The 16,294-nt window shown below is 66.8% G+C and carries 16 protein-coding genes and 1 pseudogene; 5 read left to right on the top strand and 12 right to left on the bottom strand.

Features of this window, described 5'->3' with window-relative positions; genetic code table 11:
* On the bottom strand, positions 1-735 hold a 735-nt coding region (locus Q1V87_RS05595), incomplete at its 3' end, for a signal recognition particle receptor subunit alpha (protein ID WP_300591202.1).
* A 35-nt stretch (positions 736-770) separates the two neighbouring features.
* Positions 771-1,331, bottom strand: a complete 561-nt coding sequence (locus Q1V87_RS05590) for a TetR/AcrR family transcriptional regulator (RefSeq protein WP_300591201.1) — start codon at positions 1,329-1,331, stop codon at positions 771-773.
* Between the two features lie 78 nt (positions 1,332-1,409).
* Here Q1V87_RS05590 and lipB point away from each other — a divergent pair, with 78 nt between their 5' ends.
* Positions 1,410-2,048 (top strand): lipoyl(octanoyl) transferase LipB, encoded by a 639-nt coding sequence (gene lipB / locus Q1V87_RS05585; RefSeq protein ID WP_300591200.1) that lies wholly within the window; start codon positions 1,410-1,412, stop codon positions 2,046-2,048.
* On the top strand, positions 2,045-3,091 hold the full coding sequence (lipA, locus tag Q1V87_RS05580) for a lipoyl synthase (protein ID WP_300591199.1): 1,047 nt from the start codon (positions 2,045-2,047) through the stop codon (positions 3,089-3,091). The genes lipB and lipA overlap by 4 nt, the downstream gene beginning before the upstream one ends.
* 15 nt (positions 3,092-3,106) lie before the next feature.
* Here the strand turns inward: lipA and Q1V87_RS05575 are convergent, their stop codons facing one another.
* The 3 genes from Q1V87_RS05575 to smc are packed head-to-tail and all read right to left on the bottom strand — an operon-like array spanning position 3,107 to position 8,058.
* Positions 3,107-3,607, bottom strand: coding sequence for a DUF2004 domain-containing protein (locus Q1V87_RS05575; RefSeq protein WP_300591198.1), 501 nt, complete (start codon positions 3,605-3,607; stop codon positions 3,107-3,109).
* A gap of 56 nt (positions 3,608-3,663) precedes the next feature.
* Positions 3,664-4,536 (bottom strand): signal recognition particle-docking protein FtsY, encoded by an 873-nt coding sequence (gene ftsY / locus Q1V87_RS05570; protein WP_300591197.1) that lies wholly within the window; start codon positions 4,534-4,536, stop codon positions 3,664-3,666.
* A 15-nt stretch (positions 4,537-4,551) separates the two neighbouring features.
* A complete protein-coding gene (smc, locus tag Q1V87_RS05565) occupies positions 4,552-8,058 on the bottom strand; it encodes a chromosome segregation protein SMC (RefSeq protein WP_300591196.1) in 3,507 nt (1,168 codons plus the stop codon).
* A gap of 460 nt (positions 8,059-8,518) precedes the next feature.
* On the opposite strand from smc, the gene Q1V87_RS05560 reads away from it, so the two are divergent.
* Together Q1V87_RS05560 and Q1V87_RS05555 are read left to right on the top strand one after the other, a co-directional pair.
* Positions 8,519-8,761 (top strand): hypothetical protein, encoded by a 243-nt coding sequence (locus tag Q1V87_RS05560; RefSeq protein WP_300591195.1) that lies wholly within the window; start codon positions 8,519-8,521, stop codon positions 8,759-8,761.
* Between the two features lie 14 nt (positions 8,762-8,775).
* Complete coding sequence (locus Q1V87_RS05555; RefSeq protein ID WP_300591194.1) at positions 8,776-9,855, top strand: GNAT family N-acetyltransferase; 1,080 nt, start codon at positions 8,776-8,778, stop codon at positions 9,853-9,855.
* On the opposite strand, the gene mutM is transcribed toward Q1V87_RS05555, so the two are convergent.
* From mutM to Q1V87_RS05525, 6 genes are all read right to left on the bottom strand, one after another.
* Positions 9,845-10,768 (bottom strand): bifunctional DNA-formamidopyrimidine glycosylase/DNA-(apurinic or apyrimidinic site) lyase, encoded by a 924-nt coding sequence (gene mutM, locus Q1V87_RS05550; protein WP_300591193.1) that lies wholly within the window; start codon positions 10,766-10,768, stop codon positions 9,845-9,847. The two genes, Q1V87_RS05555 and mutM, sit on opposite strands and share 11 nt — an antisense overlap.
* Positions 10,769-10,812: 44 nt before the next feature.
* A complete protein-coding gene (gene rnc, locus Q1V87_RS05545; protein ID WP_300591192.1) occupies positions 10,813-11,499 on the bottom strand; it encodes a ribonuclease III in 687 nt (228 codons plus the stop codon).
* 13 nt (positions 11,500-11,512) lie between these two features.
* Positions 11,513-11,722 carry a 50S ribosomal protein L32 gene (gene rpmF / locus Q1V87_RS05540; RefSeq protein ID WP_195691641.1) on the bottom strand — a complete coding sequence of 70 codons (210 nt, stop codon included), beginning with the start codon at positions 11,720-11,722 and terminating at the stop codon, positions 11,513-11,515.
* A gap of 33 nt (positions 11,723-11,755) precedes the next feature.
* Positions 11,756-12,247 (bottom strand): DUF177 domain-containing protein, encoded by a 492-nt coding sequence (locus tag Q1V87_RS05535; protein ID WP_300591203.1) that lies wholly within the window; start codon positions 12,245-12,247, stop codon positions 11,756-11,758.
* A gap of 112 nt (positions 12,248-12,359) precedes the next feature.
* Positions 12,360-12,857 carry a pantetheine-phosphate adenylyltransferase gene (gene coaD, locus Q1V87_RS05530; protein ID WP_292712420.1) on the bottom strand — a complete coding sequence of 166 codons (498 nt, stop codon included), beginning with the start codon at positions 12,855-12,857 and terminating at the stop codon, positions 12,360-12,362.
* Between the two features lie 25 nt (positions 12,858-12,882).
* Positions 12,883-15,069 (bottom strand): ATP-dependent DNA helicase RecG, encoded by a 2,187-nt coding sequence (locus tag Q1V87_RS05525; RefSeq protein ID WP_300591191.1) that lies wholly within the window; start codon positions 15,067-15,069, stop codon positions 12,883-12,885.
* An 85-nt stretch (positions 15,070-15,154) separates the two neighbouring features.
* Between Q1V87_RS05525 and rsmD the strand changes: the two genes are divergently transcribed.
* The gene (rsmD, locus tag Q1V87_RS05520) at positions 15,155-15,760 is read left to right on the top strand and encodes a 16S rRNA (guanine(966)-N(2))-methyltransferase RsmD (RefSeq protein ID WP_300591190.1); all 606 of its coding nucleotides are present in this window, start codon (positions 15,155-15,157) and stop codon (positions 15,758-15,760) included.
* Here rsmD and Q1V87_RS05515 read toward each other — a convergent pair.
* Positions 15,730-16,294: pseudogene (locus tag Q1V87_RS05515) on the bottom strand (thiamine-phosphate kinase); the annotation flags it as partial. The gene rsmD and the pseudogene Q1V87_RS05515 sit on opposite strands and share 31 nt — an antisense overlap.

Below are 16,294 nucleotides of genomic sequence, written 5' to 3'. Positions count from 1 at the left end.
GTCGACGCCGTCCTGGAAGGCTTTGGCCGTGTTGACGGCATCCTGTCCGATCATCGCGTCGATGACGAAGAGCACCTCGTCGGGGTCGGTCGCCGTGCGGATGTCCGCCGCCTGCTTCATCAGCTCGGCATCCACACCGAGCCGGCCGGCGGTGTCGATGATGACGATGTCGTGCTGCTTCTGCTTCGCGTACTCGACGCCGTCTTTGGCGACTTTGACGGGGTTTCCGACGCCGTTGCCCGGCTCGGGTGCGTAGATCGCGGCTCCGGCCCGCTCGGCGACGACCTGGAGCTGGTTCACGGCGTTCGGGCGCTGGAGGTCACACGCGACAAGAAGCGGCGTGTGCCCATCCTTCTCGAGCATCTTCGCGAGCTTTCCCGCGAACGTCGTCTTTCCCGATCCCTGCAGGCCCGCCAGCATGATGACAGTCGGGGCCGTCTTGGCGAACTGCAGTCGCCGCTGCTGTCCACCGAGGATGCCGATGAGCTCCTCGTTGACAATCTGCACAACCTGCTGGGCAGGGTTGAGGGCGCGATTGACCTCGTCACCGAGCGCGCGTTCGCGCACCTTCGCGGTGAACTCCTTCACCACAGGCAGTGCGACGTCGGCATCCAGGAGCGCGCGCCGGATCTCACGGACGGTCCCGTCGACATCCGCGGGCGTGAGCTTGCCCTTGGTACGGAGGTTGCGGAAGGTTTCGGTAAGGCGATCCGAGAGCGTGCCAAAGGTTGCCATGATCGTCCGATTCTACGTGAGGGTGCCCTGCGGGATCAGCGAAGTACGCCCAGAGCGCGACCGAGCAGATCGTCGAGCCGCTCACGCCCCGCACCGGCGAGCGCCCAGGCGCGCAGCGCAGCGATGACAGCCCCCGCATAGGCAGCTGCATGTACTTCGGCTGCGAGCGCCTCCTCCCCCGTGCGGCGCAGGTAGGGACTGATCGCAGCGGCAATGCGCCACTGGCGCGTCGCCATCTCCTGCGTGAGCTCGGGAACGATCCCCATGGCGTCCGAGTTCACGAGCGCGAGCGCCAGTGCATCGGGGGCGAACCGCGAGAAGGCCTCACGCACGGCATCCGCCACGACCGCAGCTGGCTGCGACGACGGGCACGCAGCCGCAAGGAACGCGTCGAGGAACCCGATCCTCTCGTCCAGGCCCGACCAGAAGACCTCGGACTTCGACTCGAAGTAGTTGAAGAAGCTCGAACGGCTCACTCCGACCCGGCGAGCGATGTGTGCGACAGTCGTGCGCTCATATCCCTGTTCGAGGAAGAGTTCGCACGCCGCTTCAGCAATCAACTCCCGCGATACCGCGTGTGGTCGTCCTCCGGACATGGAGGAAGGGTACACGCTCGGTGTTGCCGGGATCCGGCGTATTGTTAGACGGAGTCCAACAATACGCCGGAGGCTTTCGTGATCGATGTCGTGGTGGCGGGTTTGTCTCCCGCGACGGTGCCCTATCTGGACGGCTGGGAGATGCAACGCCGCATCCATCGCGAGGTCGTCGCTGGTTCACGCCCCGACACGCTCATCCTGCTCGAACACGACCCGGTCTACACGGCAGGTAAGCGCACCGAGGCGCACGAGCGGCCCACCGATGGGACGCCGGTGATCGACGTCGATCGCGGTGGCAAGATCACCTGGCACGGTCCGGGGCAACTCGTGGGCTATCCGATCCTGCGACTTCCCGATCCGATCGATGTCGTCGCTCACGTGCGGCGTCTGGAGCGGCTCCTGATCTCCGCCCTCTCCCACCACGGCGTCGAGGGCTACCAGGTCGAGGGCCGCAGCGGCGTCTGGGTGCGACGCCCCCTGTCGGAAGACAAGGTGGCGGCAATCGGCGTACGCGTGGAGAAGGGCGTGACGATGCACGGCTTCGCGGTCAATTGCGACAACACGCTCGCCGGTTTCCGCGGGATCATCCCCTGCGGGATCACGGATGCCGGTGTCACGACCGTCAGCGAAGTTGCCGGTTCATCGGTGGCCCCGGCAGACATCCTTCCCACCGTCATCAGAGAATTCGAACGAGAGTACGCGGAGGTCGCGGCATGAGCGCGTGCGGAACAGGATCGACGGGCGATGGAGCCCCCAACGGAGCGCAGGCCGCACCGGAGGGGAGAAAGCTCCTGCGGCTCGAGATCCGCAACGCGCAGACCCCCATCGAGCGCAAGCCCGAGTGGATCCGCACGAAAGCGAAGATGGGGCCTGAGTACACCCAGCTGCAGCATCTGGTGAAAGACGAGGGTCTTCACACGGTGTGCCAAGAGGCCGGCTGCCCGAACATCTACGAGTGCTGGGAAGACCGCGAGGCAACCTTCCTCATCGGCGGATCCCAGTGCACACGTCGCTGCGACTTCTGCCAGATCGACACGGGCAAGCCTGCGGCTTACGACATCGACGAGCCGCGGCGGGTTGCCGAGAGCGTGAAGCGGATGCAACTGCGCTACGCGACAGTCACGTGTGTCGCCCGCGACGATCTACCCGACGGGGGCGCATGGCTGAACGCTGAGACCGTGCGGCAGATTCACGCCGTAAACCCGGGTACCGGCGTCGAGCTGCTCGCGACCGACTTCAACGGCGAGCCCACGCTTCTCGACGAGGTCTTCGCGGCACGCCCCGAAGTCTTCGCACACAACGTCGAGACAGTCCCGAGGATCTTCAAGCGCATCCGCCCGGCGTTCCGCTACGAGCGCTCGCTGGACGTGCTGAGTCAGGCTCGGCGGGCAGGACTGATCACCAAGTCCAATCTCATCCTTGGGATGGGTGAGGAGCCGGAGGAGGTCGTGCAGGCGCTTCACGACCTCCACGAGGCTGGAACCGACATCATCACCATCACGCAGTACCTGCGACCATCCCCGCGCCATATTCCCGTCGCGCGCTGGGTCAAGCCTGACGAGTTCGTCTCGTTCAAGGAGGAAGCCGAGCGGATCGGATTCCTCGGGGTCCTTGCGGGGCCCCTGGTCCGCTCGTCATACCGCGCGGGGCGCCTGTGGGCACAGTCGATGCTCTCGAAGGGGCGGGAGATCCCCGAGAACCTGTCGCACCTCGCTGATGACATCGCGCGCGAGGGCCTGAGCTTCGCTCAAGCCGTGTGAGGCTGGTGGTCGCGGTCAATCCGCGCTGGTGACCGAGAGCACGGTGCCATCGGAGGCCATGTTCACCAGGAGCACGTCATCGGTGGCATCCGGGTCGAGGGCGTACTCGAGCACGGCAAACGGATCGGATCCGCCGTGCTCATCGGCAAGAATCGTCATGCTCATCAGTTGCAGAGCGCGGATGACGTCGATATGGGTGTCTCCCGAAACGTCGACAAGAAAGGCCTCCAGCTCCTCGCCCAGCATTTCCTGCTGCTGCAGGATGTACTCGGTCACCTCGCTGGTGCGCTCGCTCAACTGCGACACCATCGCCTCGCGCGCGATCCGATCGATCGTCTCGAGAGACGAGATGAGGCTTGCGGCAACGTCGAGTGCGGCCGGCGAGACGTCGTCTTGGTCGGGCGCGGTCAGATCGACGGTGACCGACTGGTCTGCGAACTCCACGTTCTCAGACCAGAAGATCGAACCGTCGGGGCCAGATTCCAGCAGGCCGAAGAAGTCGTGCTCGATCGCCATGACCCCATGAAACCAGCCTCGGGGTCAGACCGATAGTCCTGATGCTCGGCGCGGCGTCAATCGACGAGCGCAGCAGCGAAAACGTGAGGGGTGAACCCGGTGAGATCGCCGATTCCTTCACCCTGCCCGAGGAGCTTCACCGGAATGCCCGTGCGCTCCTGCACGGCGAGGACGAAGCCGCCTTTCGCCGACCCGTCGAGCTTCGTGAGCACGAGCCCGGTGACACCGGCGTGCTCCAGGAACGCCTCGGCCTGCATCACGCCGTTCTGCCCCGTTGTCGCATCGAGCACGAGGAGCACCTCGCTGATCGGCGCCTGCTTCTCGATCACACGGCGGATCTTGCCGAGCTCATCCATCAGGCCGCCCTTGGTGTGCAGGCGCCCTGCCGTGTCGACGAGCACAATCTCGGTGCCGGTGTTCTTCGCGTACTCGATCGTCTGAAAAGCCACGGATGCCGGGTCTTGCCCCTCGTGCTGCGGCCGGACGATGTGCGCGCCGCCACGCTCGGCCCACGTCGCGAGCTGGTCGACCGCTGCCGCGCGGAAGGTATCGGCAGCTCCCACCACAACGCTGCGCTGGTAACGGCGCAGGAAGTTCGCGAACTTGCCGATCGTCGTGGTCTTGCCCACCCCGTTTACCCCGACCACGAGGACGACGGCTGGGCGCTCGGTGAGCTTGAGCGTGGTGTCGAACTTTGCGAAGTGCTCCTCGAGCGTCTCTTTGAGCATCCGCTGCAGGTCACGGGGATCGGTGGTCCGGTAGTGATCGACCTTCTCGCGAAGCTCATCCACGATGCGCTCGGTGATGTCGGGACCGAAGTCGGCAGTCAGAAGTGCCGTTTCGAGGTCCTCCCACGTGGTTTCATCGATCGTGGGTTTAACGAACATGCCGCGAAGCGCTCGTCCGAGCGACCAGGGTGATTCGGCCATACCTCCAGCCTAGGGTCAGCTGGCTGCGCGGTCGGCGATCCGCTGCCCCACGACCGCGGAGACGCCGTCCTGCCTCATCGAGACGCCATACAGCGCGTCAGCGATCTCCATCGTTCGCTTCTGGTGCGTGATGACGATCAGCTGGCTACTGCCGCGCAGCTGCTCGAAGACGCCGAGGAGGCGACCGAGGTTCGCATCATCGAGGGCAGCCTCCACCTCGTCGAGGATGTAGAACGGGCTCGGCCTCGCCTTGAAGATCGCCGTCAGCAGCGCCACCGCAGCCAGCGATCGCTCGCCACCGGAGAGCAGCGAGAGCCGTTCGATCTTCTTCCCGACAGGTCGCACCGCAACCTCGATTCCCGTGGTCAACGGGTTGTCGGGATCGGTCAAGCTCAGGCTTCCAGAGCCCCCGGGGAACAGGACGGGGAAGACCTCGTCGAAGGCGGCGCGGGTGTCTTCGAACGCAGCGAGGAAAATCGTCTGCATCCGCTCGTCGAGGTCGTCGATGATCGTCACGAGGTCTTTGCGCGTGCTTGTGAGGTCGGCGAGCTGCTCGGTGAGGAAGGTGTGCCGCTGCTCAAGCGCGGCGAACTCCTCGAGCGCGAGCGGATTAACCCGACCCAGTTGGGCGAGTTTGCGCTCCGCATCCTGGAGTCGCTTGCGCTGATGTGCGCGGTCGAAAGCCACCGGCTCCTCGCCGTCGTCGGCGGGAATCGGCTGATCGGGACCATATTCGGAAATCAGAATGTCTTCTTCGAGACTCAGTTCCGATCGTGCCCTGTCGAGAATGCTCGTGACGTGAAGGCGCTTCTCGTGCATCTGCAGCTCGAGCCCATGAACGCTCTCGGTCAGTCCTGCCAGACGCTCCCTCACCGCCGCCTCGTCGGCACGGACTGCCGACAACTCCGACGTCACGGCCGAGCGCGCAGACTCTGCCTCCGCCAGCTCGAGACGCGCCGCCGAAACCGACCGGTCGACCGAGTCGAGCACGGCGGGCAGGGTTGCGGCAACGTCGGCGGCTACCTGGCGTTGGCGTCGACGGATGACCGCACGACGAGCCGCTTCGGCAGCGGCCGCAGCCTCGCGTTCACGCTGGCGCTCGAGCTGTTGCACCCGCGCCTGTCCGGCACGAACGCGCTCCCGGAGCGTTTCGACATCGAGTCGCGCCCGCATCTCGTGCTCTCGCGCGCCCTCGAGCGCCTCGAGAAGCCCGTCACGCGCCGAGGCGTCCAGGATGGGACGCGGCGCCTCAAGCGCGTGCTGCAATTGTGTCTGCGCCGATGCGGCGGCAGCCGCTGCATCGTCCCGTGCGGTCTGCGCCTGCGCGAGTCCCACCTCAAGTCGCTCGCATTCCGCGCTGGCAGCCTCCAGCTGCACCGTCGCTCGGTTGACGTGCTCCGCGTGCGCGGCCACTGCCGCATCGTGCTCGCGCAAGCGTGTCAGCGCAGCACTGGTGTGCCTTTTGGCTTCTTCGGATGCGGCCCGCGCATCGGCGAGCGCCTCCCTGAGGGAGTCGGCCACCACGACGAGTTCATCGCGACGCTCGGCGGCGGCATCCCGTTCGGCCAGAAGCTCGAGGCGCGATCGTGATGCTCCAGCACCCGCGCGCAGCGAGGAGCCGGTGAACACCTCTCCGGCTCGGGTGACAACGGTGATCGTGCGAGGGTCGGCAACGACCGACGACGCGCTCCTGCGAACCGCGTCGAGGTCATCCGCGATGAGGACGCGCGTCAGAAGCGCCAGCACGCCGGCGGGACCCGTGACGACATCCGCGGCGGGGCGCAACGGGTCGAAACCTGACAGATCGTCGCCTGTCCCGGTGACCTCACCGATGACGAAATCGACCACTCCACGATCGGCATCACGCACGCGCTCGGCGAGCGCGAAGCCATCCTCGAGACTGTCCACCAGCACACCCTCGGCGCGGGGACCGAGCACCGCGGCAATGGCAGCCTCGTAGCCGGGCGTGATCTGGATGGCGTCGCCGACGAGGCTCCGAACTCCGGGGGCTCCCTCAGCGATCAGGTCGGCAGAGGCGTTCTTGACGCCCAGCGCACGCGTCAGCGCGGTGGTCTGGGCGGTGAGCGCTTCGATCTCGCGCTCGGTGCCGTGAAGGCGGTCACGCAACTCCGAGACCCGGGTCTCGGCATCCGTCGCCCGGCGGCCCGCCTCGTCGTATTCCGCGGCGTACTGCGCCGTGCTGCCCTCGGGGACAAGCTCGGGATCGACCCCGGCAAGTTCGGCTGCTGCGGACTCACGGCGGGCCGTCGCCGCGTCCAGCGCGCGCTGCTGGCGCGCCAGGCCGTCATCGATGGCCGCGAGTGCAGACTCCGCCGCGTCCGCGGAGCCCCGCAGCGCGGTGAGCTTCATCTCATGCTGCGAAACCAACGCGCTCTGCTCGGCGATGTCTACGTCCAGCGCATCCAGTTCGGCGCGAGCCCGCATGACGTCGCGGGCAGCCTCGGATGCCGCGTCCTCGGCATCCAGGAGCCCTGCAGACACCTCATCGATCTCAGCCCGCGCGTCATCGATCATCGCGCTCGTGACGGTACGGACTGCCGCACTGTCGTCGTCTGCCGATTCCCCGAGAAGGGTCAACCGTTGCCCGGCGAGCGAGTACAGCCCACGCAGACGCTCCTGCACACGCTCGAGCGAAAACAGCACACGCCGCGCACCGTCGACAGCCTCGGAGCGCTGCTCCGCCTCGAGCTGAGCGATTCGGACCCGCAGCTGATCCGACCGGTCCTGCAGAACAAGCCGCTCGGCGTGGCGCTCGTGCTCGGCACGCATGTGGTCAGCCAGCTCCGCTCGCAGACCGACCAGTTCGTCAGCGATCAGGCGAGCCTTCGCGTCACGCACAACGGCGGCGATCGTGGCAGCTTCCCGGGCAATCTCGGCCTGACGCCCCAGAGGCTTGAGCTGTCGGCGAAGCTCACCGGCAAGATCGCTCAGGCGTGTGAGGTTGGCTTCCATCGCCTCGAGCTTGCGAAGCGTCTTCTCTTTCCGGCGCCGATGCTTGAGGATGCCGGCGGCTTCTTCGATGAAGCCGCGCCGATCCTCGGGTGAAGCCTGCAGGACCGTGTCGAGGCGGCCTTGCCCCACGATGACGTGCATTTCACGGCCCAGACCCGAATCACTCAGGAGCTCTTGCACGTCGAGCAGGCGGCATCCTTCGCCGTTGATCGCGTACTCGCTCGCTCCGTTGCGGAACAGCGTTCGACTGATCGTGACCTCGGAGTACTCGATCGGCAAGACACCGTCGCTGTTGTCGATCGTAAGCTGCACCTCGGCGCGACCCAGCGGCCCGCGCGTCGAGGTACCGGCGAAGATGACGTCTTCCATCTTTCCGCCGCGCAGGGTCTTGGCGCCCTGCTCCCCCATGACCCAGGCCAGCGCATCGACGACGTTGGACTTGCCAGAACCGTTGGGGCCGACAATTGCGGTGACCCCCGGTTCGAAAGCGAACGTGGTCGGCTGGGCGAACGACTTGAACCCCTTGAGCGTGACGCTCTTCAGGTGCATGCGCGTTCCTTCCCGACCTGTGGCGTATCGACCCCACGTCCGACCGTCGACCTACGGTACCCTGCTGCGACGCTTCCCCGAGGGAGCCAGGCCCAGGACGGGCGACACGCCCGGATGACCACGAATTCTGGGAGCTTGCTTGACGAAGGCGGGTTCGACCCGCTAGCGTCTCAGATCGCGACACGTCACGAGAGGAGGACAGCCATGATGATTCGCACTGCAGTGTTTGGACACACCCCGTTGCGCGTGCCCATGGGACTGACCTCCCCGGGATTGCTCGCCGCTCCCACCGCCGCCTAAAGCGCGCTGGTCGAGCCACCGGACCTCATCGGTTCCGGTCACACGGACCCACCGTCCGTTCACTTCTCCGCATCTGCGCTGACCGTTACGTCAGAGCACGGATGCCTCCCCGCTGCATGCCGGAAGAACACCGGCATCCGCAGCTGACCAAAGGTCTCTCATGTACACCACACTCGAGCCCGTCGAGGCTCTCACCACCCACCCCCAGGTCCGTCGACATCTGACGGTTGCCGAGCGCGCAAGTCTGCGGATCGCCGTCTGGGTACTTACGCAGCACCTGCGCCGCGCGGCTTCCCGGGAGCGGCGCGAGGTCGCACGCCTCCGCTACGAACAGGAGCTGGCGCGCGAAGAGCGTGCGGCTCACGCCCTGCGCCTGGCCGCCTGGCATCTGAACGCCCGCTGATCGAAGGATCCGCCGTGACAACCGCAACACCCGACATCCGGCCCCTCACCATCCCGAGCAGTCTCAACGCACCCGAGGCCGCGGACTTTCTCGAGATGGTGAGGGTCCGCAACATCGTCTACGACGAGATCAGCGGCAATCGCGACGAGGAACTCGAACCCGCCGTGATCCTTCCCCACTACCAGCCGTCCCCGTTCGAGCAGCGGCTCATCTGGGGCGTCTGGAGCGGCGACGAGCTCGTGGGACGCGCAGGGCTTGATCTTCCGAACGATGGCGATGCCACCGTCGCCTACGCGCAGATCGAACTCCGCCGCCATGCCTGGAGCCGCGGCATCGGAAGCACGGCGCTCGGCATCCTCGAGGCAGCCGCACGAGCGCACGGACGCCGCGTCATCGAGTCGTGGATCGAGCATCCGACGGCAGCCGGTGAGCAGGTGACACCGCCGACCGGGTACGGTCAGATCCCCCTCGATCACGCTGCCCGATTCGCGCTCCGCCACGGCTACGCGCTGGAACAGGTCGAACGCAAGAGCATCCTCAACTTTTCGGCCACCAGCATGGCCTTCGTGGCGGATCTCCACCAGCAGGCACTGGGCGCAGCAGGCGGATACGACGTCGTCTCGTGGCATCCGCCAACTCCTCGGGAGTTCGTGGCCGACTACGCCTGGATGAAGTCGCGCATGAGCGTGGACGCACCGAGCGCCGGTATGGAGATCGCCGAGGAAAGCTGGGACGCGGCACGGATTCTCGAACACGACACTCACTGGATCGATGGCGGGCGCGACGTGCTCGTGGTCGCGGCACGCGATCGCGCGTCAGGCCGGCTCGTTGCCTTCACCGAGCTGGCGTCAAGCCCCGGGCACCCCGTGACCCACCAGGAGGACACACTTGTGCTGCGGGAACACCGCGGTCACCGACTCGGGATGCTGATCAAGACCGCCGCGCTCCTTCGGTGGCGCGAACTGGCACCACACACGCAGCGGATTCTCACCTACAACGCCGAAGAGAACCGGCCGATGCTGGCCGTGAACGAAGAGATCGGGTTCCGTCCGGTCGCCTACATCGGCGCGTGGAAGAAGATGCTCACGCAGTGAGCCGCGGCGGCCGCTGGCAGTGGGGGCAGAAGTGGGATGAGCGGTTCGTGAACGACACCTTCACGATGGGGGCACCGCACCGTGCGCACGGCTGGCCAGTCCGGCCATAGGCATTCAGCGAATGGGCGAAGTACCCCGCTTGTCCGTTGACGTTGACGTACTGTGCGTCGAAACTTGTGCCGCCCTCGGCGAGAGCCTTCTCGAGCACCGCTTGGACTTCGGTGATCAGGCGGTAGACGGCGCGGGTGCTCAGGTCCGAAGCCTGCGTATCGGGATGGATGCGCGCTGCCCACAGCGACTCGTCGGCGTAGATGTTTCCGATGCCCGAGACCACGGTTTGGTCAAGCAGCACGCGCTTGATCGCCGACGCCTTGTGCTCCAGGGTGCGGCGAAAGGCCCGAAGGTCGAATCCCGGATCCAGAGGATCCCGCGCGATGTGCGCGACCTGAGCCGGGACGAGTGCGTCGTCAGTGCCGTATCCGCCCGCACGTGCGTCGGCAGTGTCCTGAAGAGAATCGATCGCGAGCGAACCGAACGTGCGTTGATCAGCGAACACCACCGCGAGATCGCCATGCTCCGGATGCCGGATGTCGAGCCGCACGCGCTCGTGCCGCTCTGGAGGCGCCCCGGAAGGCCGCAGCAGCATCTGCCCGCTCATACCGAGGTGCGCGACCAGAGCTTCGGTGGGCACCGCGCCCGGAGCGCCGGGGGCTAGCGGGATCCACAGGAACTTGCCCCGTCTTGCCGGGCCCCCCAGGGTGCGGCCGAGGAGCCGAGCCTCGAAGTCCAACGCTCCCGGCGGATGCCGCGTCAGCGCGCGACCATCGATGACGGTGGCTGACTCGATGACGGCATCCGTAACCGCCGGCGCGAGACCGGCGCGGACGACCTCGACCTCAGGAAGTTCAGGCATCGTTCTCGGGCATCGTGCTCAGGCATCGCGTTCGGGGAGCGAGATCACGTGCGCGCGGTGAGGTCGCGCCAGGCCCGGAGGGCAGCAGCCATCTCGGCGTGCTTCTTGCTGGTCCCGACGCCCTCAGCGCGGTGATCACCGACGACCACGATCGCGGTGAAGCGGCGGTCATGATCGGGCCCCGCCGATGAGACCTCATACGCCGGCGGGGCAACGCTACGACGGGCAGCAAGCTCCTGCAGCGCCGTCTTGGGATCGACGGCGGCTCCGTAGCGGTCTGGATCGGACAGCAGCGGCTCGATCAGGCGAAGAACGAGGTCGGATGCCGCATCCGGGCCCGCCGACAGATAGGTGGCCCCGAAGACGGCTTCCATGGTGTCGGCCAAGATCGAGTCCTTCTCCCGGCCTCCGGTCTGCTCCTCGCCTCTCCCGAGCTTGACGTACGCGCCGAGATCGATGCCGCGGGCAACCTCTGCCAGCGCGACGGTCGACACCACGGCTGCGCGCCGCTTGGCGAGCGAACCCTCGTCGAGTTCGGGATGCGCGCGGAACAGCCGCACGGTCACGGCCTGGCCGAGCACGGAGTCGCCGAGGAACTCGAGCCGTTCGTTGTGGGGCACTCCGCCGTTCTCGTAGGCCCAGGACCGGTGGGTCAGTGCCAGCGCGAGAAGCTCGGGGTCGATGTCGACCCCGAGCTTCTGCGCGAGTTCAGCGGACTCGCGAGTCGTCACGTCGCTGCGACGCTCAGACGTCGGCGACCTTGCGGCCCTTGTATTCGAGGAACAGCTCGGTGCCCTGCGAGTCGGTGACGACCTTCGCCTGGTGCGGACGGCTGTAGACGGTCTTGCCGTTCTCGACGGTCTTGACGAGGGTGGGCGCATCGGCCTTCCACTGCGCACGGCGCGAGCGGGTGTTCGAACGCGAGACCTTGCGCTTCGGGGGGTTACCAGCCATTGTTCAGCTCTTCTCTTTCTTCTCGGCAGCCACTCACGCGCGTGCGTCGTGGTCGCCGTGGTCTGTGGTGTCGTCCTGGGTGGTGTAGCCCTGGAGCGCCGCCCACCGGGAATCGATGGGTTCGCTCGCGGGCGAACCGGTGCTCTCGGTCAGTCGCTCACCCGTGACCGGATCAAGGCCGGGGCAATCCGGCTGACACACCGGCTGAAATGGAAGCGACAGGACTACCGCATCCCTGACCAGAGTTTCAAGATCCACGTGGTCGTCTTGAACCTCGAAGTCAGTTTCTTCCTGCCCAGGATACGCGAAAAGCTCCTGGAACGCGACGCGGACGCCTTCGGCGACCTCATTGAGGCACCGTCCGCACACGCCGGTGTACTCGGTGTCGACCTCGCCGGTGGCGAGGATCCCCTCGTGCACGCTCTCCACCCGGACATCAAGAACGATCGGTTCGCCCTCCGCGACCGAGACCAACCCTTCGCCCCACTTCTGCGGCGCCGGGATCTCGAGGGAGAACTCTCGCATCTCGCCGGGACGGTGCGTGATGTCACGGACGGGGACCACGAACGGTCCGGAGTGCTGCCTACTCACGGGGGACCATGCTACCCGCGTGAGAGGGAACGGGCTCGATGACGGCTCAGAGGTCGTGGCCGCCGGTGTGCAGGAATCGAGCGACCGCGGGCGGTACGTACGCCGAGACGTCACCGCCGAGGGCTGCTACCTGTCGCACAAGCGAGCTCGACACCATCGCGTGCGACGGATCGGGCAGCAAGAAGACGGTCTCCACGTCCGCGAGATCGCGGTTCACGACGGCCATGGGCACTTCGTAGACGACATCAGCCTGCGAGCGAATGCCCTTCACGAGAACTCCGGCATTGACATCGCGCGCGTAGTCCACGAGCAGCCCCACACTCCAGGAGGCAACGACAACGCTGCCCTCGATGTCGGCCTCGGCGATGGATTGCTCCAGCAGTGACAGCCGCTGCGCAAGCGGCAGCATCGCCTCTTTGCCCGGGTTGTGAACGACAACAACGTGCAACTGGTCGTAGAGTCGCGCCGCACGGCGGATGACGTCGAGGTGACCCCGCGTCGGCGGATCGAAGGAACCCGGAACCACGGCGATCCGACTGTTCATGCCTCCACCCTATCGGGGGTCAGCATCAGTTCTTGGCGAGAGCCGCACGCTCCTGCTGACCAACCCGCCGTTCGATCTCGTCCGAAAGCGGACGGTGAGACAGCAACGCCGGATCGGCCGCGAGGATGTCTTCAGCAGCCGCCCGGGCGCGGGCGATGAGGTCGGCATCCGTCACGACGCGCAGGAGGCGCAGCGACGACCTCGCGCCGGACTGCGCTGCGCCCAGCACGTCCCCCTCGCCGCGCAGTTCGAGATCGACTTCGGCGAGGGCGAACCCATCGAGGGTCGCCGCCACAGCCTCCACGCGCGCACGCCCCGACGTTCCCTGCTCGCTCTCGGTGACGAGCAGACACAGTCCGGGCACAGAGCCCCGGCCGACCCGGCCGCGAAGCTGGTGCAGCTGAGACACGCCGAAGCGGTCGGCCTCGAGGATCACCATCGTCGAGGCATTCGGAACGTCCACACCCACCTCGACGACGGTGGTGGCGACAAGAACGTCGATGCGCCCTGCGGCGAAGGCCTGCATGACGGCATCCTTCTGTTCCGCGGGCATCTTGCCGTGGAGGATCTCGACCGAGAGGTTCTCGAAAGCCGGATGCCGCGACAGCAGTTCGGCGACCTGGACAACGCCCCAGCGCGTCTTGCGCGACGATTCCTCTGCCGTAGCTTCGGCAGCGTCGGTCGCGGGAACATCGGCGACCTCGTCTGCTGCTGGCTTGCCCGCCGCGGAGGCATCGATTGAGGGGCACACGACGAAGGCCTGACGACCCTGGGCTACCTCTTCGGCCACGCGCTCCCACACGCGCGCAAACCACGCGGGACGGTCGGCTATCGGCGCAACGAATGATTCGATACCAGCGCGACCCGCGGGCATCGAGCGGATCGTGGAGACGTCGAGATCACCAAAAACCGTCATCGCAACGGTCCGGGGAATCGGCGTCGCGGTGAGCACGAGCGCGTGCGGCGTCGTCCCCTTCGCTCGCAGCGCCTCACGCTGGTCGACACCGAACCGGTGCTGCTCGTCAACGACGACCAGTCCGAGGTCAGCGAAGGTTGTCGCGTCGCTCAGGAGCGCGTGCGTGCCAACGACAATGCGAGACTGCCCGGATGCGACGCGCAGCGCCGCCCGACGGCGCTCGGCCGCCGTCAACTGACCAGTCAGCAGCGTCGGCATGAGCTCGACCGCCAGGTCGGGCCCGAGCATCCGCGCGATCGAGCGCAGATGCTGCGAAGCGAGCACCTCGGTCGGAGCGATGAGAGCGGACTGTCCGCCGCTCTGGGCTACTTGCAGCATTGCACGCAACGCAACGAGCGTCTTGCCCGACCCGACCTCGCCCTGGACGAGGCGGTTCATGGGCCACTCGCCCACCAGGTCGCGGGAGATCTCATCGCCGACCGATACCTGATCGGGCGTGCGAGTGAACGGTAACGCTGCGTCGAAACGTTCGAGCAGCGCGCCTGGCTCTCGCGGCGTCGCCGACATCGCCCGGACGAACTGGCGTTGCTGCAAGAGCGCGGTCTGCAGCACGAGCGCCTCATGCCAGCGCAGGGTCTGCCGAGCGGGCTCAACCTGATCCGGGAAGTCGGGCCGGTGAATGCGATCGAAAGCCATGCGATACGACAGCAGACCGTGAGCCCGCCGCAGATCTTCGGGAAGAGGCTCAGGCAGATCGTCGAGCCCGTCGAGAACCATCCCCACGAACTTCGCGATCTGCCAGCTCGCCAGTGACGCCGTGGCCGGGTAGATCGGTACGGGAAGGTTCGCTGTGGCTTCGGCCGTCGCCCTCGCGCGGTCCTCGTCGTCGAACAGCTCATAGTCGGGGTGGGCGAGCTGCAACGACCTGCGGTACTCCCCAACTTTGCCTGCAAACACCCCGCGCCTGCCGGGTGTCAGCTCTTTCATCCGCCACGACTGATTGAAAAAGGTCAGGGTGAGTTCCCCGTTGCCGTCACTGATCACGACCTCGAGCAGAGATCCCCGGCGGTTCTGCATCCGCCGCTCGGAGGCCCGGCGAACCTCAGCGACGATCGTGACAGGTTCACCGATGGGCAGGGACGCAATGGGGGTGAGTTCTCCCCGTCGCGCGTAACGACGAGGGTAATGCTCGAGCAGGTCACCCACCGTTCGCATCCCGAAAGCACGCTCGAGAGCCTTGGCCGTCTTGCCGCCAAGCGCGCCATCCAGCCGCGACGACAGCGTGAGGGCGACCATGCTCCTGAGTTTAGGCAGAGCATCCGACGCGCGGATGCCGAGGCTGCGCCCGCGGCGGCGCTGTGCCGGTTTGTACAGTGGACGGGTGACACGGATCATCGCGGGCGCCGCCGGCTCCCTGACCCTCGAGGTTCCGGGAAGGGGCACGCGACCGACCAGCGACCGGGTCCGCGAATCGATCTTCGGCTCGCTCGATGCCGCTGACGCCATCGCCGGTGCCCGGGTGCTCGACCTCTATGCCGGGTCGGGGGCGCTGGGGCTGGAGGCCCTCAGTCGGGGCGCGACATCCGTCGACCTCGTCGAGAAATCTCCGCGGGCGGCGAGCGTCATCGAACGCAACGCGCAGCGTGTGCGGCGCGCTGCCGGCGGAACATACCGCGTGCATCGAACCTCTGCGGATGCCTACCTCGCGGCCGTGCGCGAACCGTATGCGCTGGTCTTCATCGATCCGCCGTACGACCTGGGCGAGGAGGACCTCGCCCAGGTTCTGCGACTGCTCGTCCCTTCGCTCGCTCCGGACGCCATCGTCGTGACCGAGCGTGCCGCGCGTTCCCCCGAGCCTGTGCTTCCTACCGGACTCATGCTCGAACGCCAACGCCGGTACGGTGACACGGCAGTCTGGTGGCTCCGGTGCGTGGCAAGCGTCGCTGACGCGGACGATCAGCCGAGCGACGCATCCCAGTCGCGATAGGGATCCCACCCGCCGTTGCTCTCATAGCGGGCACCGTCGACCAGGACCGGAGCCTCCCCGCGCTCACGGACCACCCCGATGACCTGGAAGCCGTCGGGCACGGCATCCGTCGTCGGGAAGGTCGCCAAGAGGCCGTGGTCCTCACCGCCGGAGAGGGCGTCGTCGGGGTGCGGGCCGAGCGCATCCCGGTGCAGGTCAAGGGTGACACCGGATGCCGCCGCCATGCGCCCGGCGTCAAGGACGAGGCCGTCCGACAGATCCATCATGGCCGACGCACCCGCGATCGCGGCCCTCACCCCGTCGGCGATGTGCGGTGAAGGCCGAAGCTGCGCGTCGAGCTCCCGCGCCTCCTCGGCCGTGAGACCCGCCCGGTCTACCGCGATCGGGTTGCCGGCGGCATCCCGGAAGCGGTCGAAGAGGAGGCGCAAGCCGCGAGCTGCATCTCCGAGACCTCCCGTGGCGGCGACGATGTCTCCGACCCGTGCGCCCGATCGACGCACCGCAGGGCGACCCTCGAGGGTGCCGAGCGCGGTC

The sequence above is a fragment of the Microbacterium sp. genome (genome assembly GCF_030149085.1).
GTDB lineage: Bacteria > Actinomycetota > Actinomycetes > Actinomycetales > Microbacteriaceae > Microbacterium.
The sequence above is the reverse complement of the archived record's forward strand: the minus strand, read 5'-3'. Positions and strand labels throughout refer to the sequence as shown.